Source organism: Acidianus manzaensis, from assembly GCF_002116695.1.
Classification (GTDB): Archaea; Thermoproteota; Thermoprotei_A; order Sulfolobales; family Sulfolobaceae; genus Acidianus; species Acidianus manzaensis.
The window spans coordinates 2263242-2286366 of record NZ_CP020477.1 but is presented as its reverse complement, the minus strand read 5'-3'; the positions used below and the strand labels follow the sequence as shown (position 1 = coordinate 2286366).

Here is a 23125-nt window from a genome sequence, read left to right as displayed (position 1 = left end):
AATGACAAAAAAGTAAAAAAGCTTATTTTTAATGATATCAGTTCAAACAAAAATTAATGAGTTGATTTCTTTATTTCTGCTGGAGTTATTTCTCCAAACAGTTTAGCACAATACTCAAAATCTTTAGCTATCTTGGAAGCTAGAGTATCGGCATCTAAAGCTCTATAAATATATCTGGGCCTTCCTCCTTTAGAGTTTTGATCTTTTACTCTTTCTATAAATCCTGTTGAAATTAGCTTATTTACTGACCTATTTACTGACGCCTTACTTAGCCTTAAACTTGAAGCTAGATCATCTTCTGTTTTCTCTCCATAATTCACCAAGGCTAATAAGACTTGAAAATCTGTATCAGAGATGTCATAGCAGAAGCTTAATGCTTCTACTAGCCCTACTTCTTTTCCTGACGGCAATCTAACTTTTAATTTTTGTACTTCCATGCTAATCTCGTGATATATATAGTAAAAACGAATATATAAATCTTTGCTTAATTTAGCAAAAATCTAATTCTCTTCAAATTTAGAGATGTACCATTTATATATAATAAATGATAATTTTATTAAATTCTAAAATTTTTTAATTTAATTCTTTATCTTTAAAAATGTATTAGTATCAAGCAATAAATAAGAAAATTAATAATAAATTTACTTATATCTCTTGAATTTAGTAAGTCAAGTAAATATTGCATAAAAATAAGATATTTCCTAGAATAGTGTTAGCTATATAGGTAGGAAAGCTTTCCTAAACTATATAAGACAAGATACATTACATTATTTATTTAAATAAGATTTACTTTATAAAATATTTATGAGATCCTTATTGCTATTATCTGGAGGATTAGATTCTACTTCAGCTCTTTATTATTTAAAAAATGAAATATCAGATTGCTTGTTCTTAGATTATGGACAAAAATCAGCTAAAATGGAAAGAAAATTTGCGAAACTAAACTGCGATATTTTAGGAAAAAAACTAATAGATATTAGAATACCTAATTTAGGAAAATCGTTCTATGAGGGAGAAACTTTACGACCACATGAACCTATAGTTCACAGAAATGTAATACTTCTAAGTATAGGCCTAACTTTTGCTAAAGAGAAAGGATATAAAGAGTTAATTTTTGCTACTATTAATGAGGATTGTAAATATGAAACTAATAAACCTTTAATTCTAAAAGTGATGAGAGATCTAGCTAATGTATATGACATAAAGTTAAGAATGCCTTTCATAAATCTAAGTAAGTCCATAGTATTACAAATCGGAATAAAAAATGGTCTAAAACCAGAGTACACTTATTCTTGTCTACTAGGTCATCCCAAACATTGTGGTAAGTGTAGTCAATGTGAATTGAGGAAAATGGCTTTTAAGAATCTAAATATTAATGATCCTACAATCTATATTTCATAAATTAACAACATTTTAACCTTTTTAGATCTAATTTATAAATAAAATATGAGTATAAAGAGAAATAAATCGATATTAACTCTAGACCTAAAGAAATGCCCAATAACAGATTTGAAATCTCATCATATGGAACTAATAAAAAACTGATAAGCAAAGGGATAATTGCAATATTTAAGTATTTAGAACTCTGTATATGAGATAAAATTTTAGAAATGTCTTTTTCGATATTCTCTATATTTTCTATTGATTTACTTATTTTTAATATTTTATCTTTTTCTTCTTTTATCTTAGTTTCTAAAAACTCCTTAAAATTATCTGATTTTAAATCTAAGGTTGAGTTAATTAAACTCTGTTCAATAATTTCATCTGAACTTATAAAATCAATTAAAGAAGAAAATACATCAAGTAAATATTTATCTTTATATTCTCCCCAATTGTACACAATTTTCTCATACTTACTAGTTATAATGAAATATAGTACTATAGCCTCTACGAATAAAATTGTAGACAAGCCAACAGCAAAAATTGATTGCATTAATATAAATCATTTGCAACAGAGTTTATAAGTTCTGCTAGTCTTAAGTTTAATTCTCTAATTTTCCTCAATTTTTCGAGTAATTGTAAACCTCTATCGGTTAATTTATAATATCCTCCAGAATATTCAATAAGGCCTTTTGATACTAGCACGTCTATATATTTCTCTAGTAATGTATTGCTTAAGTTAGCATATTTCATTACAGCGGACTTACTATTGTAACCTTTGTTAATAACCTCCATCATATCGATAATTATTTCGAGCTGGTCTCTCTTATTTCTCATAAGTAATTCTATGTCACTTTTCTTTATAAGCTTTAGTTTTAAATACATCAATAATTTTCTTGATAGACTCTACGTCTTTTTCGCCACGATATTTGGCTACTAAACTTAGGAATTGTTGAGTCTCGTCTTCTGTCATTTTAGGAATTACTATAGACGATATTTTATCAAAAAATTCATTATTTAGAGCTTCAACAATTTCAAGATATTCTGGAATAGTTAATTCAGGGAATTCTTTTAATAATGAAATTACTCCTGCAGATATAGTTTCTAAGCCTTCTTTACCTATTTTTTCCAATTCTTGAAGCTGAGTATTCTTATCTTGAATCTGAGTTAATTCAGGTAACTTAGTCTTAATTTTTTCTAAAAATTTTGTTATCTTATACTTCTGTAATTCTAAGACTATTAATGAATTTCTAACTTTGCTATTAGCTATATATCTTACTTCGCCTTCATCTTTTAAAATGTTTAATTCTCCAGAGAAATACAATTCTTCTACTTCTCGTTGTATACTATCTCTTGACATAAAATATGAAAATGTAGATAATAAGTCCTCATAAGTCATTCCAGATGGGCCTTTCTGAGCTATACCTATTAATAAAATCCTTTTTTTCTTATCTAGGAACTCCATTAGATATTTTATAATCATTAAGGTTTATTAAAGATCAATGATTAGTGCACCAGGTAAAGTATTATGGATTGGAAGTTATTCAGTAGTTTTTGGAGGAATATCACATGTAATAGCTATAGATAAAAGAGTAAAATGCGAAAAAATAAATTCAGATAAACTAGTTTTTGAAACGTCTTATGGTACGTTCTACGAAAGAGGAAACGAACTAATAGAAAGCGTATTAAATGTAATAAGAAAAGAATTAGGAGAGGAAATACCTAAACTAAAAATTAGACTTATTAATGATCCAGATTTTCAGATTAATGGAAAGAAAACTGGATTAGGAAGTTCATCAGCATCAACAGTAGCTTTAACAGCATGCTTGTACGAAGAAATAAAGAAAAAAATAGACCTGGACGAAATACATAAACTTGCCCAAAAAGCTAATTTCATAAGACAAAAAGGAATAGGAAGCGGATTCGATATTGCATCAGCAGTATACGGAAGCATAATATACAGAAAATTTTCTAATTTAGAAAAAATGGACGCATATCATGAAAAACTCAATTTAGGAGAAAAATATGAAATGGTTTTGGGATTTACTGGAAGAAGTTCAGAAACTACTTCTTTAGTTAGAGAATTTATGAAAAAACAAAACGATAAAAAATTCATAGAATACATGAATGAAATAGAAATTGAAAATTCAACCGCCATAGAACTTCTTAAACTAAAAAAGATTGATGAAGCAAGCCTTCACATAAAATTTGCTAGGAAATACCTAAATTTACTTTCAAAAGAAGTCATAGGAATAGAATTGGAAAATGAAAAAGATAAAGAACTTATGAGATTAGCTGAAGATAATGGAGCTCTAGTTTCTTTAATGCCAGGAGCAGGAGGAGGAGATGTAATATTTGCTTTAGGCGAAGATCTAAAAAAATTAATAAAAGTTTGGGAAGATAAAGGATTGAAAATTATACCTATTAAGGAAAATGAGGGTCTAAAAGTTGAAAATTGAAGGAGAAGCTATAGCTCCATCAAATATAGCTATTATAAAATACTGGGGAAAAAGAAACAAGGAATTAAATTTACCTTTAAATTCTTCTATTTCAATTAGTTTGAATAATTTGTATGCAAAAACTAAAGTTATCTTCGATACTTCGTTAGATAAAGACATAGTTGAAATAAATGGAAAAAGATTAAGCGATGAAGAATCTAGTAAATACTCAGGGAGAATATTAAAAATATTCAGAGAGAATTATATAAAGAAAAAAATATATGCAAAAGTAATTTCTGAAACTAATTTTCCTAGTTCGGCTGGATTGGCTTCATCTGCTGCAGGAATAGCAGCATTAGTTTACGCAATAAATGATGCATTTTCACTAAATTTAGATCCTAAAATTCTATCTAAAATAGCCAGAATAGGTTCAGGTAGTGCTTGCAGAAGTGCATTTGGAGGTTTTGTAGTATGGAATAAAGGTGAGAAAGATGATGGAGAAGATTCGTATTGTTATCAAATATTTCCAGAAGATTATTGGGAAGACCTCATAGATATAATAGCTTTAGTTAGTGAAGGAAAAAAGGATATTTCCTCGAGAGAAGGAATGGAGACAACTGTAAATTCCTCGTACTTGCTAAACTGTAGGTTAAAGTTCATAGACGAGACTTTTAATGATATTATCGATAGTATAAAGAGGAAAGATGAGAAAAAATTCTACGAACTAACTATGAGGCATAGTAATAGCATGCATGCCGTAATTCTAGATTCTTGGCCATCATTCTTTTATTTAAACGATGTGTCGTTTAAGATAATGAAATGGGTGCAAGATTTTGGTAATGCAGGGTACACTTTTGATGCAGGACCAAATGCTCATATTTTTACTACAAAAAAACATGTAAACGAAGTCATCAATTTTCTAGAAAATAATAATATAAAATATATAATTTCTGGTCCAGGTCATGGTCCTAAAGTTTTACATTCCTGAGTTATAATTTCCTCATATTTTTTAGCTATTTTTTCAGCTGAAGGAAAATAACCAATTGTAGCTTTTTTCACTTCACTAAGAGATCTAATTATAGGCGATACTGTAGTTAACTTAGTAATATTATCTCCATCAAATACATATACTGCATCATCTTTTTCCTCATAATACGGAACATCATTAAATTCATGATAAATAAAATCTCCATTACTATTTTTCATATCTTCATAAATTTGGCTCTTCATATTTTCAAAAATTTTTAGACAGTCGCCATAAATGTCTTTTTTTATTCGTATTAATTTAGATCTAAATAGAATACTATTTTTGAATTCTTCTTTGCTGTTATATAAATTGTAATAGATAAAATAATCAACTAGCTTCAGATAATCCTCATATTTTTCTGGTAAAGAAAAAATATTTCTAGAATATAAATCTACCATAGCGTGCGACAACACAGCGTTATAAAGGCCTACTACACTATGAAAGTATACATTCTCGTACATATACATTCTAGACAATAAAAATTGCTCTACAATTGGTATAGCTTTTTTGTATATTGCTAATTTATTATCGATAAAAACAAGGAATCTCTTTAATCTTTCAATGTCAAATCTTCCATATCCTACGCCGGCATAATATGAATCTCTAAGCAAATAATCGCATCTGTCTGCATCAATATAATTAGAAATCAAACTTAAAGCAATTCTTTCATCAGTATTTTTAGGATCCTCATCCAGTATATGTACAAGAAAATTTACTGGATCTGAAAAATATTTTGAAAACTCCTTATCTATTATATCACCCAGAAAATCTGAAATAATCTTTATTCCATATTCCACATGAGTTTTCTTACCTTTTTCGTCAATAGGTACACCATACACTTTTTTCAAAAGCATTAAGAAATTTTCAAACGTATGAGAAAAAGCAACATGACCTACATCATGAAGTAAACCAGCTAAGGAAATCATATTTATAAATGAATCATCATACTTTAGGCCAGAATTACTAATTATATATTTAGCAAGTTCCCTAGATAAATGCATAACCCCTAAGCTGTGTTCAAACCTAGTATGGTTCATTCCAGGATATACTGTATAAGCCATTGCAGTCTGTTTGATTTGCCTTAATCTTTGAAAAATAGGAGTAGAAATAATCTTTAGAAATTCATCTGAAACTTCAATATAACCATATATTGGGTCTCTTATGAGTTTCATTTCTTAAAAACTTATTAGTGTATCTAAAATTATTTTTGCACCTTTCATTACTCTATCTTCTAATTCTTCTTTACTTATCCATTTACCACCTTTCGCCAGATTATCGCTAACTACTAATACAGCTGCAGTTCTTGCATTTCTCATCTTTCCAAGTGAAAATAATGTAGCGCATTCCATTTCTACAGCTATATTCCCCCTGGAAGACCATCTTTTGACAAAATCTTCATCTTCAGCATAAAACGCATCACTGCTAAACACATTATTTACATAATATTTTAGATTATTTTCAGAAAAATTCTTTACTAATAGACTAAGTAATTCAAAATCTGGTGTAGCAGCTATACATGCATCGTCCCTTAAGTATTGATATAATGTTCCTCCCTTATTATAGGATGCCCCACTAGGTATAACATATTCACCTAGTTCAATTTCTGGTATTAATGCTCCAGTCGTTCCATATCTAATGAAGGTTTTTCCTCCTAGCATCATTAGTTCTTCTAATACTATAGCTATAGAAGGACCTCCAATTCCATGCGTAGCTAATGACACTTCTTTGCCCTTATATTTTCCAGTGTAAACTAAGAAGCTTCTATTCTCATTAACTAACTTAGGATCTTCTAGTAATGCGGAAAGTAGCTTTACTCTACCTGGATCTCCTGCTATTAGTACTCGTTCTGCTACTTCTCCTTTTTTAGCTAAAATATGTACGGGATTCATAAAGATAAAAATAAAAAGTCATATTTGACTTTATCGTTCTAATTTATTACTGTAATAAATTAAAGATATTTTAATGGAGTTTAAAAAAGAAGGAGATAGAGCATTCTTTAATTCTATAGAAGCTGTAGTTTCGGCTAATGGAATTTACATTTCTCCTTATATCAATAATAAATTGTACTTATATATAGAAAGAGAAAAATTATTAATAGATATTGATTATTTTGAATTATTAAGATTACTAACAAATATGAAAAAAACTGAAGTAAAAATAATAGATAAGAAGACAGAATATACAAGACTAGGAATAGTGCTTAATATGAAATTCGAAGATTCAATAAAAATAGAAACAATAATAGACTGGGGAGTTCAGGCTATAGTAAGTACTATAAATAATTCTAGAATAGCGATAAGTCATGGCCCAGATTGTGAATATAATGATTGCGTCTATACTGCCTTAATACGCCTAAATGATTTTATATACTTTCTAAAAATAAGAATAACAGAAAATCTTATGGAACCTATGTTATATAAAATTACTTTGTTAAACTTTGTTAATGAATTAATCTTCTATCATCTACACCAAAAATTTAAACTTATTTAAAGAAATTTAAATATAATGAAAGATTTAAAAGAAGGATATGCAAAAGTTTTAAAAAGAGTAAAATAAGACTTTATCTTATGAAAGAGAGAGAAGTAGAAGCAAAAAGACTAATAGGAAAGAAACTAGTAAGAGGAAAGATGTACGAATACGAATACTATACTCTTCCATTAAATCTCTACATACCTAAATCAATGGTAGAAAAATTCGGTACAAGATACACGCTTCAAGTAGATGAAGATAGCGGAACAATAACGATAAGGCCTAGAAGTCAATAAAAAAATTTAAAGTAAGTCTTTTATTTCAAATGGAGTTTTTGCAACTGCTATATTTGCTTTCTTAAATGCATTTACTTTACTTTCATACGTTCCCATACCCATATAAACTACTGCACCAGCATGTCCCATTCTTTTTTCTTTAGGAGCAGTTAATCCAGCAATGTAAGCTACTATCTTTTTATTTATCTTACCTTCTAGCTTCATTTTAGCTACTTCTTCCTCCATTGTTCCGCCTATTTCGCCTACTAGAACTATCTCATCTGTGTTCTCATCTTCATCGAACATCTTTATCACGTCTTGCATTTTAGTTCCTATTATAGGATCCCCACCTATTCCAATAACAGTAGATTGTCCATAATCTTTCAATATTTCTGCTATTTCGTACGTTAATGTACCGGATCTTGATACTATACCTATTTTTCCTTTTCTAAATGCTCTTGCAGGCATGATTCCAAGTAGACTTTCTTCAGGTACTATCAAACCAGGACAATTAGGGCCAATAATCCTACTTCCTTTCTCTTTAGCATATTTTAATGACCTTGCTAAATCCAAAACTGGTATATGCTCTGTTATTACTACTATTAGTTTTATTCCAGCATCAGCACTCTCATATATTGCATCCACTGCAAAACGTGCTGGAACAAATATTATACTAGCATCTATGTCGTGTTCTTTTATTGCATCATTTACTGTGTCATATACTGGCACACCATAAATTGATTCGCCTCCTTTTCCTGGTGTAACTCCAGCTACTATTTTAGTACCATATTCTAACATCCTCTGCGTATGGAATGATCCTTCCTTACCTGTTATCCCTTGAACTAAAACTTTAGTATCCTTATTTATGAACGTAATGCATCACCTATAGCAACTAGTGGATCTTCATAGTATTTTATACCTTTGCTTTCTAATAATTTCCATCCTTCTTCTTCGTTAGTACCTACTAATCTCACAAATATAGGTTTCTTTATAATCTCATAAGCGTCTATTATTCCTAAGGCAACTTCATCGCATCTAGTAATTCCTCCAAATATATTCATAATTATTTTCTTTACTCTTGGATTTGAGCCTACTTTAATCACACATTCCTTTACTTTTTCTCTATTGGCTCCTCCTCCAACATCCATAAAATCTGCAGGATTTCCTCCAGCTAGTTTTACCAAATCCATGGTAGCCATTGTTAATCCTGCTCCATTACCTATAATGCCTATATCTCCATCTAACTCCACATAATTGTCTGAAGAATATTCTCTGTTAAGCTCTTTAAGAAGATCTTGATGCTTATATAAGGCATTATCTTCAAGAATAACTTTAGAATCTAATGCGTAGACTTTTCCATCCTCAGTAATGGCTAAAGGATTTATTTCTACTAATTCTGCATCATAATCTGTAAAAATTTTATATAGTCCGTTTATGATAGAAGATAGGTTATTTACGTTAAGATATTTCTCCATAGGAATGATATCGTATTGTTTAGGACCTCTTTCTAATGGGACTACGAACTGTTTTGTATCCTTAGCTTCTTCGACGTTTATTCCTCCTTCTTTAGATAGAGTAAAAATAGGCTCTCCTAGATCTCTATTTAAAATTATTGAAATATAGGCTTCTCTGGTATGAGGTATAAATTCTTCTACAAGAAATTTCGAAATTCCTAGTTTTTTCATTTCTTGTATTGCTTCGTTAGGATTATCAGTAACTTTTACTAATCCTCTTTTACCTCTACCTCCTTCTAGCAATTGCGCTTTTACAACAGCTTTTCCAGACCAGTCTACTTTATCCTCTGTCAGAATACCTTTAGGTATTGGTATTCCTACCCTAGAGAATAGTTTTTTTCCTTCGTATTCATAGAGTTTCATAATTATATTTTCTGCAAACTGGTTTAAGAAAGCATTTATCACAATTTGGGTTATTTGTGTAACAAAATGCTTTACCTATAGAAACTATTCCTGCATGAAATAACTTATATTCGAATAAATCTTTATTTAATTTTTCTTCGACAATTTGCTTTGCTCCACTCTTAGTGAGCTTTTTACCTAAAACTCTACTCATCACTCTTCTTAAGTACTCTGATTGAGGAAAAATCACATTATTTCCAGCGAAAAGCAATAAGGAATCAGCGGTTTCTTCACCTATACCTTCCATTGAAAGAAGAATAGGCCTTTTTTCAATTTTCAAGAAATTTTCTAATCCACCTTCTTCAGCTACTTTATCAGCAAACGCCTTTAATCTCCTGGCTTTAGTTTTATAAAAATTTATACTTCTTATCTCTTTTTCTAGATCTTCTACACTTAATTTTGATAAATTTTCTATCTTATTTAATTGTTTTTCTCTTAATTTATTTATAACTTTCACTACAGACTCCCATCTAGTCATTTGAACTAAAAACGCAGATATAGTTATTTCGTGAGCAGTCTTTAATCCTCCCCACCACTCAAAAGAACTAGCATCAGAAACTATCCAACCCATTTCTTTCATAAAATCTTTATTTTCCTTAAGTATCTTCAGAATAATACTAATCATTGAGAATCTCCTTAACTAAATTTGGAGTTCCTATTGTATATTCTCTTGGCATAACAGGCTTTTCTAAAGCCTTTAAAAACTCTTCATTTGAAACCCAATCAGAAGGATCATCTAGAAATTTCGCGCCTAAAATTTTAGCGTAATTTTTAGCATCTTCATAAGTAGTTGCATTTTTCCAATCTTTATTATATACAATTATAGTTGGTTTTTTATATAATACTACAGATTCCATAGCAGTTTTACCTTGATGAGTAATTACTATTGATGCTGAAGATAGGTATTTATCTATATCAGGATCAAAAGAAAATGCATTACAACACTTATATTTTTCAGGATTGACTTTTCCGGTTTGTAATATAACGTTTTTTAAACCTAAATCGTTAATCTTATTGAATAATCTTTCAAATCCTTCGCTTCCAGTAGTTACAAAAATAAATCCTTCATCTTTGATTTCATATTTAGGTTTACCAACAATAGGACCTACAACTACTCCATTTCTATAAAGATGTTTTTGCTCATCCCAATGCAAAAAAACCTTTTTCGAATATTTAGATATTATATTAACAGCCTTACCTTTAGTTATTATCCTATCTTGACTCTCTATAGTAAAAATTTCTGAACCTTTAAGAAATTGGAAAAAAGACGGAAAGATAGAATGATTAGAACCAGTAGCAATAACTTTTTTGTACTTTCTAATTTCAATACTATGAAAAATTGAAAGAAGAAAAGAAGAAAACTCAAATCCATTACTAGGAGATCTAAATTTTTCTATTTGATAGATTTTATTAGCGTATTCTTTTATCATTTTCCTGCTTATTTCATCTTCTTTTGGAATTACAAAATCAACTTTTTCCGGCAAATACTCTGCAATAGATCTAGCAAAACCAGTATGTCCACCACCACTAGCAATTATCAAGATATCTGGCATTTGATAAAAATATTATAATCCCTTTAATTATAAAGGCTACTATGGAAGAGTATAAAGGCTTATGGCTAAAAGGAGGAATAATTGTAGCATTAAACTTACTTTCTGATGGAAAAAAAGCAGTAGAAGTTGGGTTAGGAGAAAGAGACTTTTACGTCGACGTAGACTCTCCAGCATCTATAAGCTTAGAAGAAGCTAAAAAATATGCTAAGCATAATAAATACGAATTTAATATTTCAGACAATAAAATTAAAGCAAACAATTTCGAGATAGCATTAAATGTAGATGGAATAACTCCTACTGGATGCCCTAAGTATTTTGAAATACTAAATATATCAGTACATCATCCAAATGCAGAAAAACAATACATCAGAATAAGAGGCGTAGCGTTCGAAACTGAAGAACAGTTAAAAGATTATCTAAATTGGCTAGAAAAAGCTTCAGAAACTGACCATAGAATCTTAGGTGAAAAACTTGATTTATTTAGTTTCCCAGACGAAGCAGGACCAGGATTAGTACTGTACCACCCTAAGGGACAATTAATAAGAAACGAATTGATAAACTACATGAAAGAAATAAACGATAGTATGGGATATCAAGAAGTTTATACTACTCACGTTTATAGAACAGTTCTTTGGAAGATAAGCGGACATTACGATATGTACAAAGATAAAATGCTAATCTTTAATCACGAAGATGAAGAGCTAGGAATAAAACCAATGAATTGCCCAGCACATATTCTAATCTTTAAATCTAAAACTAGAAGCTATAAGGATTTACCAATCAGATACTCAGAATTTGGTAATGTATATAGATGGGAGAAAAAAGGTGAATTATATGGATTATTAAGAGTTAGAGGCTTTACTCAAGACGATGGACACGTATTCTTGAGAGAAGACCAACTCGAAGATGAAGTAAAAATGCTAGTTTCAAAAACTTTAGAAGTATTAGCTAAATTAGGATTTAAAGGAGAAGATGTAAAAATAAATTTAAGCACGAGACCAGATGAAAGTATTGGTACTGATGAGCAATGGGAAAAAGCTACTAGCTCATTAGTAAATGCATTAAATAAACTAAATCTAAAATACGTAATAAAAGATAAAGAAGGAGCATTTTATGGTCCAAAATTAGATTTTGAAATTAGAGATAGCTTAGGGAGATGGTGGCAATTATCTACCATTCAAGTTGACTTTAATCTACCAGAAAGATTCAAGCTAGAATACGTAGATACAGACGGAAGTAAAAAAAGACCAGTGATGGTACATAGAGCAATATATGGTTCTGTCGACAGATTCATGGCAATATTATTAGAGCACTTTAGAGGAAAACTTCCAACATGGTTATCTCCAGTCCAAGTTAGAATATTACCTATTAGTTCTGACGTAAGCGAATATTCAGAAAAAGTATTAAGAGAATTTAAGAAATACAAAATAAGAGCAGAAATAGACACTGAAGAAGAAACATTATCAAAGAGAATTAAGAAAGCTTATGATGATGGAGTTCCTTATATTATTATTATAGGAAAAAGAGAAATGCAGGAAAACAAAGTTACTTTAAGAGCTAGAGGTAACATAGAAATTAAAGGAGTTAATTTAGACAAATGTGTAAATAGCATAGCAGAAGAAATATTAGACAGAGATATAACAAATACTGCATTAGAGAAGATAAAGCAATGATTATATATGGATTGTATAAAAGCCCTTTCGGAGATATAACAGTAGCAAAAAGTGAAAAAGGATTCATAATGCTAGATTTTTGTAATTGTGTAGAAAAAGACTCAATGGATAATTCGCAATTTACAGATTTTTTCTATAAATTAGATTTATATTTTGAAGGAAAACCAGTAGATTTACGAGAACCAGTAGATATTAATACATTAAATTCGTTTAGAATATCCGTATTTAAGGAAGTCATGAAAATCCCTTGGGGAAAAACAAAAACCTACGGAGAATTAGCTAGAATTCTTGAAACTTCCCCAAGAGCTATAGGAGTTTCTTTATCAAAAAATCCAATATTACTAATAATTCCATGTCATAGAGTCATATCAGAGAATGGTTTAGGAGGATATTCTAGAGGTGTAGATTTAAAAAGAAAACTATTAAAACTAGAAGGAGCAATTAAAGACTAACATCTTAAATTATTAGTAGTCAGTAACTATATTTTTATACTAAAGTAAACTACTAGCAAAAATTCGTTATTTTTAGATTTTTTAATTATAATAAATAGTCAATACTACATTAGGACTTCTATCGTATTTATGTAATATTGTAATGATATAGTCAAAAGCTTTAAAATTACACTAGATCACATATATTTATGAAAGCTGTAATTCTAGCAGGAGGATATGGGAAACGCTTAAGACCATTAACAGATGATAAACCAAAACCATTAATAGAGATAGCAGGAAAACCTATAATAGAATGGCAAATCGAATGGCTTAAAAATTATGGAATAAATTCATTTATAATATTAACAGGATATAAAAAGGAAGTCCTTACAGAATGGATATCTAAAAATAAAAATAGATTAGAAATAGAATGTTTATTCAGCACAGAAGAAGAACCATTAGGTACTGGAGGAGCAATATACCAAGTTAAATCTTTCCTAAATGAAGAATTTATCACTATAAATGGGGATATACTAACAAACTTAGATATTAGAGAATTAAAAACACAAGATGCCTTAGCATCAATAGCATTAGTACCACTTAGAAGTCCATACGGAGTAGTACAAACTAATGATGACAAAGTAATCAAATTTGTAGAAAAACCTGTATTGAAAGATTACTGGGTTAATGCTGGAGTTTACGTGCTAAAACAAGACATCTTTGAATATTTACCAGAAAAAGGAGATATAGAAAGATTAACTTTTCCTACGCTAGCAGAAAAAGGACTATTAAAAGGAAAGAAATTCGAAAACGTATACTGGAGATCAATAGATTCAGTAAAAGATGTAGAAGAAGCATCAAATGAACTACCAGAAATATTTAAAAATAAAAAATAAAATTAACTTTCAAGAATTACTTCCACATCTGAATCTTTATACCAATCTTTTATAACTTCATCTAATCCTTTTTCTTTAATATCCTTTAATAATATGTCGAATTTTTCCTGCAAAATTTCCGCACAATCTTCAGGCATCATATCTTTTAATATATTTATAATGTCCCTTAATTCCTGGATTTCGTTTCTCATATCTTATAAGAAGCTTATAAATAAATGAGGCAGGAGTCTAAAAGTAAAAGATAAAATTTATCAATTAGGATAAAGTAGATATTAATGCCGCGGTAGCTCAGCGTGGCTGGAGCGCTGCCCTGGTATGCTACAGCCAAGGCAGGCAGAGGTCCCGGGTTCAAATCCCGGCCGCGGCTTATTAGATGAAATAAAATTTACAAAAATCATATTTTTATAGTAAACTCGATTGTGAATAACATATACAAATTCTTCTTTAAACTATATATTATAAACGCTATGGTTTAGATAAAAGTATGTGGCTTACTTTCGCTTAAAGGATTCTTAACCATATTCATGATTATATCATTACCTTTACTAATTTTATCTATAAGAATTAGTGATAGCATTCTTATTTTTTCTTCTTTACATTTTATGTTCTGTGCTACTACGTCTATAAGTTCTTTCTTAAATTTAGTATCAACTTCATATAACCACTTTTCCTCTTCTATCTCTCTTATCTCTTTTTCAATTTCTGACACTATTTTTACTGTTTCTTCTTCAGTTGCATCTTTGGTTATGTTAATGAGGTATTTTCCAGCTTCTATGACTTTTCCTTCGTTCAAATAATTTACTGCATTTGTTAACTCATTAAACATAGTAGAATATTGTTGATAAAAAATAAAAAATCATTTTACAATAAGTACTGGAGCAGAAGAATTGTGAAGAACAGCAGTAGACACACTACCCAGCAGTATTTTCTTAAATATTGATAATCCTCTACTTCCCATTACTATCAATTCTATTCCATTGTTTTTAGAATACTCTAAAATTGTAGATCCAGGATCTCCACTTAATACTTCTCCTACTACTTTAATACCTTGAGCTTTTTTAACTGCTTCATCTATATCTTTCTTAGCTTTTTTATTTAATTCTTCTATAGCGGATAAAGGTGGAAGTACACCAGAGTTCTCAAAAATTGCCTCATCAACAACTTCAATTATATACAATTCTGAATCATATTTTCTAGCTAACTCAATAGCTATATCTAATGCTTTTTTAGCTTGCTCAGATCCGTCATATGCTACAAGAATTTTACTAAACATCAGAATTCTCTAACAAGAGGGAGTATAAAATATTTACTATGCAATTTACTTACCAAAAAGTTGTTTTCTAATATATTTCTTAATATCACTATTTTTCCTTTTATTAATTATTTCCTCGATAATAAATGAAATATCTTTCTTTTCTTTTTCTGAAAATGATGAAAACTTTAAGTTAGCCTCAAATTTTCCCTTTTCAGTTAATTTATAATATTTTATACCACTAGCATATCCAGTCCTAATTAAATAGTAAAGATGAGCTTCAACTCTAGGACTATATATAAAGATTCTTTTATCCCATCTAAAATAAAAAATACAATCTTGAACCTTATATTTATGCGAAGAAAGATAATCGTAAATTAGAAATGATATAGAGAAAAATGGAATCTTAGTTACTTCTTTTTGGCTTAAACTGAGAAGAATAATATCATCAACAGTTACATCATATTTCTCTTCTTCTTGCCTATAAATTGAAGAATAATCAAAAACTACTTTCTTGACTAAAAAGTACATTGAAAGCATAGAACCATATTTTTCAGCTTCATCAATAGCCTCTTTCAATAATTGCTCTACTCTATTCATTTTATAATCACTTTTTATACGAAGCTAATGCTTCTTCCATTACTGCCTTTAAACTTTCAGAAGCAGACTTTACAGAACATTTTTTAACAGTCTCAAATCCCATGCTTCCTAGTTTATCTTCATCTTTTAAAGCCTTATTTATTGCATTAGCCATTTCTTCATAATTTCCTGGCTCAAAAGTATATCCATTACCACCTTCAATTACTAATTCACTCACACCTGCACCTTTACTAACAACTACCGGCTTTTTATATGTCCAACCTTCACATACCGTCAAACCAAATCCTTCAATATTCGAAGGAAGAGCCACGACATTAGCCCTCTGATATAAAGACATTAAATCATCCTCAGATACATAACCAGTAAATATAACTTTATCTTCAATATGAAGATCCTTAACTAATGATTTTAACTTACTAGCCCACAAACTAGCTTTATCATGACCTAAACTTTTACTAGTAAAACTACCATCTCCAGCTAAAATCAACTTTGCATCAATATTTTTAATAGCCTTTATAGCCACATCTTGAGACTTTATTGGATCCATTCTAGCTACTACTAATACTACTTTATCATCTCTTTTAATTCCGTACTTCTCCTCAACTCTAGCAATTTCATTATCACTAACTGTAATAAAAGAAGAAGGATCAATAAAAGGATATATCTGCCTTACATTAATTTTAGCTCCACTTCTAACAAGGCCTTCTAAATCTCTTTTAGTACTCATTATTACTACATCAAATCCTTCAAAAGATCTAATCAAAAAATCTCTTAATCTATCGTTAATTTTTTCTGGAACGAACGGAATATGATACCATAAGACAGCAGGTGCAGAAGGGCCAATTATACCACCAACTAACAACTGCTGAAAGTCATTAATGAAATATACATCTACATCTGAATAATATTCAAGCAATTTTTGAGCTGACAACCAATTATAAGTAGCATAGGCAATATATTCTTCTCCTTTTAAAGAATACCTTGAAATTCCATGGGATTCATTATATATACCTTCCTTAAATTTAGTATATTTAGAAAGAGTAATTGGATCCAAATCAATAAAGCTAACTTCTATATTATCCATAGTAACAGATGGAGGATACCCAGGACCTAATGCCACCCATTTAGCGCTTTCAAATATAGAATTTTTAAGATATGCAAGCATCATTTTTGAAACTCCACCTACTGAAATATAGTAATCCTCATCACCTAAATCGCTTAATTTAATGGGTAAGTCAATGTACCCATATTTCTCTAGGATGTCCTTATAAGTCAATTTAAATCTGATTGGAGGTGTTTGAGTATTAATAGCTATTTTCATAATTCTACTATACCTTAAAACGGATAAAAAAGTAAGTAGAAGATTAATTATACTAGAATTTAATACTAAAAATTTGTATTAAATTAAATAATTATATTACTCTTTATTTTACATTTATATACATAAATTATATAATTTCTTGGTTTAAATATGGTCTAAAATCGAGTACCGTGCAAGATTTTTTAATTATGTAAGTCATATAGAACACGATGAATAAGAAATTAATTGTTATTATATGGGCTATAGCAATTCTTATTGGAATTTTACTTTCATCGCAATCTTCAAATTATTTAAATTACAACGAAAATACTACAATACCATCTTATTATCCTTCAGCAAAAGCCCAAACATTGTTAAATGAATATTTTCACGGTGGAAATGAGAATAATACTATAGACGTAGTCTTAATCAATTCAACACCAGAGCAGGATTATCAAGTTCAGCAAATAATCTCAAAAGTTTCAGGAGTAACTAATGTAGAAAGTATAGTAACAGCTTATTTACAGTATGATGAACAACTAGGAAAGATAATAAATCTTACAGGATTTACAATCCTAAAAGAACAGCCAAATATTAGTATAGAGGAACTAAAAATTGAAATATCTAAAACACTTAAAATCCCAATTTATTATACTTCACTATTTAATATATCACCAAACAAATTACTTGAAAATAATCAAACAGAATTTTTCCAAATAAAACCACCAGCAAACTTTACGTCATTATATTTAGCCAAAAATGTTTCAGTCTTATTTGTTTATACTAAATATGGACCTAATTATAATTTTAAGAATGGAACCTATCCTGCAGGCGAAATATCACAACAAATAAATTCTAAGCTTAAAACATCCAATATAAACGTAAAATATTACCTTACTGGAACAGCACCATTAGTTCAAGAATTAAGCCAAAGTGAAAACCAAAGACAAGACATAACTTTCGCTCTAGTATTCATAGTATTATTAGTTATCATGGCAATATACTTCAGAAGCATAATAGCACCTATAGTCTCAATGGGAGTAATAGGATTATCTATGATCTTCGGATTAGCAATAGTAACATTAGTTGGAAAATTCTATCATCCAGTAGATTTTGAAGTAATTGAACCAATGATATCTGTACTCCTAGGAATAGGAGCAGATTATAGCGTATTCCTACTTAGTAGATTTAAAGAAGAACTAGCAAAAGGAAACTCAAAAGAGATAGCAACAAGAACTTCAGTAAAAACTTCTGGAAAAGCTATATTAATAAGCGGAACCGCAGTGACATTAGTATTCTTATCTTTGTCTTTTATACCTTATCTACATAGTTGGGGCTTAACAATAGGATTCTCAGTACCAATTACAGTTTTATTAGCAGTTACTCTATTACCAATAATTTACGGAAAAATAGGAGAAAAAATATTTTGGCCATCAAAACCAAAATTAACGTCTAATAGAACCTTAGGAAAAATAGCAGAAATAACAATGAAAAAACCAAAAACAACATTAGCAATAGCTACATTTTTAGGCATATTAGCATTATTCTTTGTATTAAGCGTACCATTATCCTTAGACTTTACTTCTGGGTTACCAAATATACAAGCAGTAAAAGGATTAGACATTCTAGAAAACGCTTTTGGAAATTCTTTTGTAAATCCTACATTAATAGTATTTAACTCTTCTCACGTTATAAATACTAGCTATCTTATAAAAATAGCTAATATAGAAAAGAATATATCTAAACTACAAGGAGTTAAAAGTATAATAGGACCAGTTCCTCCTAATTTCAACGGAACATACACACCCACAGTTCTTGCAGATCTAAAGGCTAATGTAGGTTCAAATAATAAAACACTCCTAGTCACAATAATAACTAACTATGATCCTTATTCTACACAAGCTCAAAATCTCGTAAATAAGATTCAAACAGAAGTTTCACCATATAATGGATATGTAGGAGGAACAACAGCATCCGTTATTGATGCACTAAATTACTTATTACCATACTATGAAATTCTCATTATAGTATTGCCAATAGTATTAATAGCATCATTAACAGCATTTTTAAAATCCATTAAGATTTCCATAGGTGCAGTAGCTACTATACTATTAAGTATAGTATTGTCCCTAAGTATAATCTATTCACTATACAAATCATCTGAAGGAATATTATTCTTCATACCAATTACAATATTTGTTTTAATGATGGGATTAGGAAATGACTACAGTATATTTATTTTAACTAGAGTAAAAGAAGAAATAGAAAATGAAAGAAGTTTAGAAAGCATTATAAGAGCAATATCAATTTCTGCAGGTGCAGTTACAGCATTAGGAGTAATCTTAGCATCCTCATTTGCAGTTTTAGCAATAGACCCAATTAAGCCAATAGCAGAACTAGGAATTGGCATCGCAATAGCAGCACTTTTAGACACTTTCGTAATTAGAATCTTCATATATCCAGCTTTGCTAAAATTAATATTAAAAGTAGAAAATAAAACTAAAAGTTCAACTAATTCTTAAAAGTGCTTTTGCATAATCATCTAAAACTACTACCTTTATTGTAAATTTTTCTGAAGCGAGCCTGTTAATTTCCTTGTATAATGATGTTTTTTTCTCTCTTCTTATTATTATCTGATCATTAGTATCTAAATCATGCGATTTTATATACTCTATGAAGCTATTTGGCTTCAATATTATAATAACATCGTAATTATCCTTCAATAAACTTTTTGCATTATTTTTCTCTTCCTTTGATGCTTTTTTCCAATTAATAAGCTTGACCATAAGATTCCTTCTCCAAAATTCTTAAAAATATTTTTTATAGAGCAGAATGGATTACTATCTATCATTTACATGATTAGTATTATTTAAAAATAAGTTAGTAATAGTGCCATGCAAAAATCATTTAGCAAAGCAAAGTTAGTGCAATACAAAAATTTCCTAGGCTATACTTAGCAAAACACAACAATCAAAGTATTATTATACAAAAATCATTAAAGTATTATTAATTACAACTTCATAGTCTTCAAATAAAAATTCTAATACTATTATCTATACGTAGAGACTTAACTCATAAGTTTAAGATATAATAGTAACTTCACAAATTACTTTATACTGACAATATTATAACAATAATGTATATTGAATAAAAGTACTTAGTTAAAAAGTTAATCTAAAAAGAATATTTGAACTAGCTATCCTTAATATTAAAATATTATCTAAATGATTAATATTATTTATAAAATATATTCTCGTCATATAGCTTCAAAATTATTTAGTTTTTAGAAGAATAATAAATATTGACCTCAAAAGACTTAAATTAGTAGAAATTAATTGCTTATAATATACTAAGCTAGAATAATAAACGCAAAGGCTTCCAAAAAATAGTAATATAATAGAATAAATATCACTAAACTTGAAACAACGATTTTTGCATATAGTAATTGAAAATCTGAAAAAAATAATATATATTAAAAAACTACTTTAATACTATAATGATAAGGATATTAGTATTTAGCCCTAAAGGTGGTGTAGGAAAATCTAGCATAATATATTTTTTATCTCTTCTTTTTAAAGAAAAGTATAAAGTACTAATTGTCGATCTTTCAACTTCTATGACTTTATCAAGATTATTTAATATATCAGGAAACATAATAGATAACGATCTAGACTATTTTACAGAAAAAGATCATATCTCAATAGTATCATTTTATAGTAAAAATATACCAAAAAATGTAAAAAAAATCTATAATAGGTATTCCGATATCCTAAAAGATAAGGATATTATTCTAGTAGAATATCCAACAATCTTAAACATTCCAGCAATACAATTAGAATCTACAATATTTAAAGAGACAACAAACTCTACTAACTATCTTCTACCAATATCTGATCCAATGAATTATATAATACACGCTGTGCCAAATTATATTAATTTAATAGCACAAAATTCTGACTTATCATATTCCATCCTTGGATTAGTAATAAATAGAAGCAAAGAAGATAGCTTTGATAACGACATAAAAACATTTTATAGAGAAATATTCATTATAAAATTTTATAGAGAAATGTTGTTTAAGGGATTTTGGAACACTCCAATCCCAAAAGATATTTATCCAATTTACTATAAAATAAACAAACTTTTATAGCAAGTATAAAAATACTCCATTTCTACTTTTATATATTATATAATCGGATAAAGTATAATGCTAAAGATTACAGCAGAATGGAAAAGGACTAGATCATTACTTTTACATGAGCCTGGAATAGAAATGTTCTATGGCATTCTAGATCCAGATACTTTTCTCTATATGAGAAGATTTAATATAATAAAAGCAGTACAACAACATAAAAAACTCCAAGAAACATTAAAAAGTCTAGGAATAGAAATATTAAAGCTAAAAGATCTAATAATATCAAATACAGAAAAAAATTCCGAATTTAAAAACATTCTAGAAAATACAGCAATGAATTTCATTAGATTCGAAGGAGATGCCATAGAAGAAGAAATGCAAGAATTCAAAAAAGATATAGGATTAATAGACTCCGAAACATTATTTAATATAATCCTTTTAAATCCAATTGTCCTATCGCATAAAGCATTAGGAATACCAGAATATACACCAAGAGTACTAAACGAAGAACCATTAGCAAACTTATACTTTGTTAGAGATCCAGCAATAATAACAGACAAAGGACCCGTAATAGGTAGAATGAGCAAAAGAATAAGAAGAAGAGAAACAGAACTAATAAAACTAGTATTTAAAGCATTATCAGAAAATATAATAAAGGAGGTTAACGAACCAGGCTACTTGGAAGGAGGAGATTATATGCCATTCCAAGACTTTGTTATAATAGGATCAGGAGAAAGAACGACTGTAAGTGGAATAATGCAAATAACTGATGCATTAGACTTTAATGAAATAGTTATAGCATACAATCCTGAAATAGAAAATACTAACGATTACATGCTTACAATGCATCTCGATATGTACTTAAATTCACCAAAAGAAGGAATAATAGTAGGAAATTTAGATACCCTCAAAAAAACACTAATCCACGTTTATACAAGGAATAACAATAATTTAGTATTAAGACAAAAAACAAATCTTCTAGATTACTTAACAAAAGATAAAAAAATGAAAATAATCAATATAACATTAGCTGAACAGCTAGCATACTCCTCAAACTTTCTTACAATAGATAACGGAAAAATTATAACTCCTGATATAGAAAAAAACATGAAAAATGTAATACAATATTTAGAAATGAAAAAATATACAGATCTAGAAAATATAATAAAATCTCAGTATTCGTCACTAAAACTTAATAATGATTTCTTCCCAGCTAAAAAAGAAGTAAAGGAAGAAGGAATCGAATACATTACAATAGATGTCTCAGAACTAACTGGAGGATTTGGTGGAATACATTGCATGACAATGCCGATAAAAAAAGACTAGATAATAAAAAATTGAACGAGTACAAAAAACTAATCAGAAAAATAATTACACCAGAAAATATAATAAAGATAGCCTCAGTAATAGTTCAAGCCTTATTATTCGTTGGACTAGCATTAGTTTTCATATTCGTTATAATTCAAGCAATACAATCTATTCCACAAGGCCTATTAGAAGAAGCTACAATAATATTAGAAAACTCATTATTAATAATAATATTCTTTGAAATATATCTAAGCGTAGTAGACTTCTTTAGAGGAAAAGGAAGAAGCGTAATTTACGTAATGGATGCAACAATTTCTTTCTTATTGAGAGAAATTATAATAGGAGTATTCACAGAAACAATAACATTAACATATCTCATAGGAATAGGAATAGTAATAGGAATAATATCACTTGGTAGATATGCACTAAGTAGAACAGAAAAAGTAATAAGCAAAAAGAAGAATAAGTAAAT

At 29.0% G+C, this 23125-nt stretch carries 28 protein-coding genes and 1 tRNA gene; 13 read left to right on the top strand and 16 right to left on the bottom strand.

Translation table 11 applies throughout. The annotated features are described in order from the left end of the window. Positions 1-53: 53 nt before the first annotated feature. Complete coding sequence (gene lrs14, locus B6F84_RS11965; protein ID WP_148692448.1) at positions 54-437, bottom strand: Lrs14 family HTH-type transcriptional regulator; 384 nt, start codon at positions 435-437, stop codon at positions 54-56. Between the two features lie 367 nt (positions 438-804). Between lrs14 and B6F84_RS11960 the strand changes: the two genes are divergently transcribed. Next, on the top strand, positions 805-1401 hold the full coding sequence (locus B6F84_RS11960) for a 7-cyano-7-deazaguanine synthase (protein ID WP_148692447.1): 597 nt from the start codon (positions 805-807) through the stop codon (positions 1399-1401). A gap of 1 nt (position 1402) precedes the next feature. Here the strand turns inward: B6F84_RS11960 and B6F84_RS11955 are convergent, their stop codons facing one another. Genes B6F84_RS11955 through B6F84_RS11945 form a run of 3 tightly spaced genes read right to left on the bottom strand, consistent with a single transcriptional unit; the run spans position 1403 to position 2845 of the window. Continuing rightward, positions 1403-1933 carry a hypothetical protein gene (locus B6F84_RS11955; protein ID WP_148692446.1) on the bottom strand — a complete coding sequence of 177 codons (531 nt, stop codon included), beginning with the start codon at positions 1931-1933 and terminating at the stop codon, positions 1403-1405. Then, positions 1933-2217, bottom strand: a complete 285-nt coding sequence (locus B6F84_RS11950) for an Sso10a family chromatin protein (protein ID WP_148692445.1) — start codon at positions 2215-2217, stop codon at positions 1933-1935. Before B6F84_RS11950 ends, B6F84_RS11955 begins: the two co-directional genes overlap by 1 nt. Before the next feature lie 13 nt (positions 2218-2230). Continuing rightward, positions 2231-2845, bottom strand: a complete 615-nt coding sequence (locus tag B6F84_RS11945) for a hypothetical protein (protein WP_148692444.1) — start codon at positions 2843-2845, stop codon at positions 2231-2233. Positions 2846-2882: 37 nt separating this feature from the next. Between B6F84_RS11945 and B6F84_RS11940 the strand changes: the two genes are divergently transcribed. Beyond that, the gene (locus B6F84_RS11940; protein ID WP_148692443.1) at positions 2883-3839 is read left to right on the top strand and encodes a phosphomevalonate kinase; all 957 of its coding nucleotides are present in this window, start codon (positions 2883-2885) and stop codon (positions 3837-3839) included. Then, a complete protein-coding gene (gene mvaD / locus B6F84_RS11935; protein WP_148692442.1) occupies positions 3829-4806 on the top strand; it encodes a diphosphomevalonate decarboxylase in 978 nt (325 codons plus the stop codon). The genes B6F84_RS11940 and mvaD overlap by 11 nt, the downstream gene beginning before the upstream one ends. On the opposite strand, the gene B6F84_RS11930 is transcribed toward mvaD, so the two are convergent. Both B6F84_RS11930 and B6F84_RS11925 read right to left on the bottom strand, forming a co-directional pair. Continuing rightward, positions 4779-6017, bottom strand: a complete 1239-nt coding sequence (locus tag B6F84_RS11930) for an HD domain-containing protein (protein ID WP_148692441.1) — start codon at positions 6015-6017, stop codon at positions 4779-4781. The two genes, mvaD and B6F84_RS11930, sit on opposite strands and share 28 nt — an antisense overlap. Before the next feature lie 3 nt (positions 6018-6020). Further along, a complete protein-coding gene (locus B6F84_RS11925; RefSeq protein ID WP_148692440.1) occupies positions 6021-6734 on the bottom strand; it encodes a purine-nucleoside phosphorylase in 714 nt (237 codons plus the stop codon). 73 nt (positions 6735-6807) lie between these two features. Here B6F84_RS11925 and B6F84_RS11920 point away from each other — a divergent pair, with 73 nt between their 5' ends. After that, the gene (locus tag B6F84_RS11920; RefSeq protein ID WP_148692439.1) at positions 6808-7335 is read left to right on the top strand and encodes a hypothetical protein; all 528 of its coding nucleotides are present in this window, start codon (positions 6808-6810) and stop codon (positions 7333-7335) included. Positions 7336-7412: 77 nt separating this feature from the next. Then, the gene (locus B6F84_RS11915) at positions 7413-7610 is read left to right on the top strand and encodes a hypothetical protein (protein ID WP_148692438.1); all 198 of its coding nucleotides are present in this window, start codon (positions 7413-7415) and stop codon (positions 7608-7610) included. 6 nt (positions 7611-7616) lie between these two features. Here the strand turns inward: B6F84_RS11915 and sucD are convergent, their stop codons facing one another. Genes sucD through B6F84_RS11895 form a run of 4 tightly spaced genes read right to left on the bottom strand, consistent with a single transcriptional unit; the run spans position 7617 to position 11058 of the window. Further along, a complete protein-coding gene (sucD, locus tag B6F84_RS11910; RefSeq protein WP_148692437.1) occupies positions 7617-8456 on the bottom strand; it encodes a succinate--CoA ligase subunit alpha in 840 nt (279 codons plus the stop codon). After that, positions 8453-9466, bottom strand: coding sequence for a succinate--CoA ligase subunit beta (locus B6F84_RS11905; RefSeq protein ID WP_148692436.1), 1014 nt, complete (start codon positions 9464-9466; stop codon positions 8453-8455). Before B6F84_RS11905 ends, sucD begins: the two co-directional genes overlap by 4 nt. Then, positions 9453-10130, bottom strand: coding sequence for an endonuclease III domain-containing protein (locus B6F84_RS11900; RefSeq protein WP_236748962.1), 678 nt, complete (start codon positions 10128-10130; stop codon positions 9453-9455). The genes B6F84_RS11905 and B6F84_RS11900 overlap by 14 nt, the downstream gene beginning before the upstream one ends. After that, positions 10123-11058, bottom strand: coding sequence for a UDP-N-acetylglucosamine--N-acetylmuramyl-(pentapeptide) pyrophosphoryl-undecaprenol N-acetylglucosamine transferase (locus B6F84_RS11895; protein WP_148692435.1), 936 nt, complete (start codon positions 11056-11058; stop codon positions 10123-10125). Before B6F84_RS11895 ends, B6F84_RS11900 begins: the two co-directional genes overlap by 8 nt. Positions 11059-11099: 41 nt before the next feature. Here B6F84_RS11895 and thrS point away from each other — a divergent pair, with 41 nt between their 5' ends. The 3 genes from thrS to B6F84_RS11880 all read left to right on the top strand — a co-directional run bounded on the left by thrS (position 11100) and on the right by B6F84_RS11880 (position 14058). Continuing rightward, positions 11100-12731, top strand: coding sequence for a threonine--tRNA ligase (gene thrS / locus B6F84_RS11890; RefSeq protein ID WP_148692434.1), 1632 nt, complete (start codon positions 11100-11102; stop codon positions 12729-12731). After that, complete coding sequence (locus B6F84_RS11885) at positions 12728-13183, top strand: methylated-DNA--[protein]-cysteine S-methyltransferase (RefSeq protein WP_148692433.1); 456 nt, start codon at positions 12728-12730, stop codon at positions 13181-13183. Before thrS ends, B6F84_RS11885 begins: the two co-directional genes overlap by 4 nt. A 188-nt stretch (positions 13184-13371) precedes the next feature. Next, entirely contained in the window at positions 13372-14058 is a 687-nt protein-coding gene (locus B6F84_RS11880) for a nucleotidyltransferase family protein (protein WP_148692432.1), read from the top strand. A gap of 2 nt (positions 14059-14060) precedes the next feature. On the opposite strand, the gene B6F84_RS11875 is transcribed toward B6F84_RS11880, so the two are convergent. Next, on the bottom strand, positions 14061-14249 hold the full coding sequence (locus tag B6F84_RS11875; RefSeq protein ID WP_148692431.1) for a hypothetical protein: 189 nt from the start codon (positions 14247-14249) through the stop codon (positions 14061-14063). A gap of 86 nt (positions 14250-14335) precedes the next feature. On the opposite strand from B6F84_RS11875, the gene B6F84_RS11870 reads away from it, so the two are divergent. Then, positions 14336-14425 (top strand) — tRNA-Thr (locus B6F84_RS11870). 105 nt (positions 14426-14530) lie between these two features. Here B6F84_RS11870 and B6F84_RS11865 read toward each other — a convergent pair. The 4 genes from B6F84_RS11865 to B6F84_RS11850 are packed head-to-tail and all read right to left on the bottom strand — an operon-like array spanning position 14531 to position 17231. Next, positions 14531-14884 (bottom strand): hypothetical protein, encoded by a 354-nt coding sequence (locus B6F84_RS11865; protein ID WP_148692430.1) that lies wholly within the window; start codon positions 14882-14884, stop codon positions 14531-14533. Between the two features lie 30 nt (positions 14885-14914). After that, positions 14915-15331: a universal stress protein gene (locus B6F84_RS11860; RefSeq protein ID WP_187152695.1), complete on the bottom strand. Its 417-nt coding sequence runs from the start codon at positions 15329-15331 to the stop codon at positions 14915-14917. A gap of 45 nt (positions 15332-15376) precedes the next feature. After that, positions 15377-15910 (bottom strand): hypothetical protein, encoded by a 534-nt coding sequence (locus B6F84_RS11855; RefSeq protein ID WP_148692428.1) that lies wholly within the window; start codon positions 15908-15910, stop codon positions 15377-15379. 7 nt (positions 15911-15917) lie between these two features. Then, a complete protein-coding gene (locus B6F84_RS11850) occupies positions 15918-17231 on the bottom strand; it encodes a glycosyltransferase family 4 protein (protein ID WP_187152694.1) in 1314 nt (437 codons plus the stop codon). 209 nt (positions 17232-17440) lie between these two features. Between B6F84_RS11850 and B6F84_RS11845 the strand changes: the two genes are divergently transcribed. Further along, entirely contained in the window at positions 17441-19732 is a 2292-nt protein-coding gene (locus B6F84_RS11845; RefSeq protein WP_148692426.1) for an MMPL family transporter, read from the top strand. Here the strand turns inward: B6F84_RS11845 and B6F84_RS11840 are convergent. Further along, positions 19718-19996, bottom strand: a complete 279-nt coding sequence (locus tag B6F84_RS11840) for a hypothetical protein (protein ID WP_148692425.1) — start codon at positions 19994-19996, stop codon at positions 19718-19720. The genes B6F84_RS11845 and B6F84_RS11840 overlap by 15 nt on opposite strands. 710 nt (positions 19997-20706) lie before the next feature. Between B6F84_RS11840 and B6F84_RS11835 the strand changes: the two genes are divergently transcribed. From B6F84_RS11835 to B6F84_RS11825, 3 genes are read left to right on the top strand one after another with little or no spacing between them, the layout of a single operon-like run. Next, positions 20707-21360, top strand: a complete 654-nt coding sequence (locus B6F84_RS11835; RefSeq protein WP_148692424.1) for a ParA family protein — start codon at positions 20707-20709, stop codon at positions 21358-21360. 57 nt (positions 21361-21417) lie between these two features. After that, positions 21418-22671, top strand: coding sequence for an arginine deiminase family protein (locus tag B6F84_RS11830; RefSeq protein ID WP_148692423.1), 1254 nt, complete (start codon positions 21418-21420; stop codon positions 22669-22671). Then, entirely contained in the window at positions 22641-23123 is a 483-nt protein-coding gene (locus B6F84_RS11825; protein ID WP_236748961.1) for a phosphate-starvation-inducible PsiE family protein, read from the top strand. The genes B6F84_RS11830 and B6F84_RS11825 overlap by 31 nt, the downstream gene beginning before the upstream one ends. Positions 23124-23125: the final 2 nt, after the last annotated feature.

Coding starts and splice junctions, on each gene's coding strand:
- B6F84_RS11845 (WP_148692426.1), top strand. CDS start 17,441: ATGAATAAGAAATTAATTGTTATTATATGGGCTATAGCAATTCTTATT.
- B6F84_RS11930 (WP_148692441.1), bottom strand. CDS start 6,017: ATGAAACTCATAAGAGACCCAATATATGGTTATATTGAAGTTTCAGAT.
- B6F84_RS11955 (WP_148692446.1), bottom strand. CDS start 1,933: ATGCAATCAATTTTTGCTGTTGGCTTGTCTACAATTTTATTCGTAGAG.
- lrs14 (WP_148692448.1), bottom strand. CDS start 437: ATGGAAGTACAAAAATTAAAAGTTAGATTGCCGTCAGGAAAAGAAGTA.
- B6F84_RS11855 (WP_148692428.1), bottom strand. CDS start 15,910: ATGAATAGAGTAGAGCAATTATTGAAAGAGGCTATTGATGAAGCTGAA.
- B6F84_RS11950 (WP_148692445.1), bottom strand. CDS start 2,217: ATGAGAAATAAGAGAGACCAGCTCGAAATAATTATCGATATGATGGAG.
- B6F84_RS11945 (WP_148692444.1), bottom strand. CDS start 2,845: ATGGAGTTCCTAGATAAGAAAAAAAGGATTTTATTAATAGGTATAGCT.
- B6F84_RS11850 (WP_187152694.1), bottom strand. CDS start 17,231: ATGAAAATAGCTATTAATACTCAAACACCTCCAATCAGATTTAAATTG.
- B6F84_RS11895 (WP_148692435.1), bottom strand. CDS start 11,058: ATGCCAGATATCTTGATAATTGCTAGTGGTGGTGGACATACTGGTTTT.
- B6F84_RS11905 (WP_148692436.1), bottom strand. CDS start 9,466: ATGAAACTCTATGAATACGAAGGAAAAAAACTATTCTCTAGGGTAGGA.
- B6F84_RS11960 (WP_148692447.1), top strand. CDS start 805: ATGAGATCCTTATTGCTATTATCTGGAGGATTAGATTCTACTTCAGCT.
- B6F84_RS11875 (WP_148692431.1), bottom strand. CDS start 14,249: ATGAGAAACGAAATCCAGGAATTAAGGGACATTATAAATATATTAAAA.
- B6F84_RS11915 (WP_148692438.1), top strand. CDS start 7,413: ATGAAAGAGAGAGAAGTAGAAGCAAAAAGACTAATAGGAAAGAAACTA.
- B6F84_RS11900 (WP_236748962.1), bottom strand. CDS start 10,130: ATGATTAGTATTATTCTGAAGATACTTAAGGAAAATAAAGATTTTATG.
- B6F84_RS11940 (WP_148692443.1), top strand. CDS start 2,883: ATGATTAGTGCACCAGGTAAAGTATTATGGATTGGAAGTTATTCAGTA.
- B6F84_RS11830 (WP_148692423.1), top strand. CDS start 21,418: ATGCTAAAGATTACAGCAGAATGGAAAAGGACTAGATCATTACTTTTA.
- B6F84_RS11835 (WP_148692424.1), top strand. CDS start 20,707: ATGATAAGGATATTAGTATTTAGCCCTAAAGGTGGTGTAGGAAAATCT.
- B6F84_RS11840 (WP_148692425.1), bottom strand. CDS start 19,996: ATGGTCAAGCTTATTAATTGGAAAAAAGCATCAAAGGAAGAGAAAAAT.
- B6F84_RS11920 (WP_148692439.1), top strand. CDS start 6,808: ATGGAGTTTAAAAAAGAAGGAGATAGAGCATTCTTTAATTCTATAGAA.
- B6F84_RS11925 (WP_148692440.1), bottom strand. CDS start 6,734: ATGAATCCCGTACATATTTTAGCTAAAAAAGGAGAAGTAGCAGAACGA.
- thrS (WP_148692434.1), top strand. CDS start 11,100: ATGGAAGAGTATAAAGGCTTATGGCTAAAAGGAGGAATAATTGTAGCA.
- B6F84_RS11880 (WP_148692432.1), top strand. CDS start 13,372: ATGAAAGCTGTAATTCTAGCAGGAGGATATGGGAAACGCTTAAGACCA.
- B6F84_RS11860 (WP_187152695.1), bottom strand. CDS start 15,331: ATGTTTAGTAAAATTCTTGTAGCATATGACGGATCTGAGCAAGCTAAA.
- B6F84_RS11865 (WP_148692430.1), bottom strand. CDS start 14,884: ATGTTTAATGAGTTAACAAATGCAGTAAATTATTTGAACGAAGGAAAA.
- B6F84_RS11885 (WP_148692433.1), top strand. CDS start 12,728: ATGATTATATATGGATTGTATAAAAGCCCTTTCGGAGATATAACAGTA.